At 60.7% G+C, this 1,791-nt stretch carries 1 pseudogene; it reads left to right on the top strand.

From position 1 onward, the window contains the following. Positions 1-218 precede the first annotated feature (218 nt). A pseudogene (locus ACLQ25_RS32540) lies at positions 219-1,791 on the top strand (hypothetical protein); the annotation flags it as partial.

Genomic DNA, 1,791 nt, shown 5'->3' with positions numbered 1-1,791 from the left:
CAGTACCAGCGTTGCCGGCCCGGCCCCTACTAACCCCCACTACGACAACAGCGGGAGCCCGCCACCCGCCGACCACTTCCGGTGGGCACCCGGCACACCTAAGAGGGCTCCAGGATTATAACCGAGCCCATGGTGGTTGCCGGCGGCCACGTCACGTACGTCGGCCACACTTCTGAGTCCGAGTCCCGGCCGCGCTGAAAGAACAGAGAGGACGTCTCATGCGTTATAAGAAGAGGACCGAAGAAGAGTGGGTAGCGTTCGACGAGATAGCACGAGACTACTACAAAGATGGCCAAGAAAATCTGCTGCCAGCCCCCTCGCAAACATACGAGAGGAAGGCCACCAACGGGATTGTGGTACGCCTCGGAAAATATCTTTATGATTGGCGGCGGGAGGGCAGGAAGATTCCCGGTGACATGCCCAAGGATCTGAAGGATTTTTTGGAGGTTTGCGGAGCGATCGGCGTTCCGGCGAAGGCGGTAGCGTCCCGCGCTGTTAAGTTCAGTAGTGACGCTAGGTGGGAGGCGTTCGGCGAGATAGCACGAGAATACTACGGAGATGGCCAAGAAAATCTGCGGACAGTCCCCCCGCAAACATACGAGAGGAAGGCCACCAACGGGATTATGGTACACCTCGGACACGACCTTCATAATTGGCTGCGGGAGGGCAGGCGGATTCCCGGTGACATGCCCAAGGATCTGAAAGATTTTTTGGAGGATTGCGGAGCGATCGGCGACGTGGCGAAGGCGGCTGCTAAGTCCAGTAGTGACGCTAGGTGGGAGGCGTTCGGCGAGATAGCACGAGAATACTACGGAGATCGCCAAAGAAATCTGCTGACAGTCCCCTCGCAAACATACGAGAGGGAGGCCACCAACGGGATTATGGTACACCTCGGAAAAGACCTTCATAATTGGCGGCGGGAGGGCAGGCAGATTCCCGGTGACATGCCCCAGTACCTGAGGGATTTTTTGGAGGGTTGCGGAGCGATCGGCGTTCTGGCGAAGGCGGTAGCGCCCAGCGCTGTTAAGTTCAGTAGTGACGCTAGGTGGGAGGCGTTCGGCGAGATAGCACGAGAATACTACGGAGATCGCCAAAAAAATCTGCTGACAGTCCCCCCGCAAACATACGAGAGGCAGGCCACCAACGGGATTATGGTACACCTCGGACAAAATCTTCATGATTGGCGGCGGGAGGGCAGGACTGTTCCGAAGAGCATGCCCAAGGATCTGAAGAATTTTTTGGAGGGTTGCGGAGCGATCGACGTTCTGGCGAAAGCGGTCGTGCCCACGCGCAGACGTGGGCGAAGGGGAGGTGATAAGGGGCGGGAGGTGTCGGCGCGTGTTTCTGAGGCTGCGGGCGTGGTGTCGGGGGATTACGGGGAGCGGGCCCCTGAGGTGTTGGGGTATTCGGCTGGTTATGGGGGGCCGTACGGGGGTGCCGGGTGGGAGTGGTTTCCGCAGGGGGTGATGGGGTCTGTGCAGCAGTCGGCCGGTGGGGAGTATTCCTACGGTGGCGCGTATTCGTCTGGGTATGGGGGGCAGGTTCCTGACCGGGTTGGTACCCCGCCTGGTCATGAGAGGCGGTACGCGGGCACGGAGTGGGAGTCGTTCGGGCCGGTCGGGGGCAGTGCCGCCCGCCTCATCACTGGCGCCGGGGGCGCGAGTCCTGCTGACGGCTATGTGGTGCCCGCGGGCTCTGCTCAGGGATCGGCCGTCGGGGCGTATTCCTACGGCGGTTATACCGCGACGCGGGACTACCAGGACCGTGTGTATTCGGGTGGGTATGGGGGGC

The organism is Micromonospora sp. DT44, assembly GCF_049841635.1.
Classification (GTDB): Bacteria; Actinomycetota; Actinomycetes; order Mycobacteriales; family Micromonosporaceae; genus Micromonospora.
This window is presented reverse-complemented; position numbering and strand designations above follow the sequence as displayed.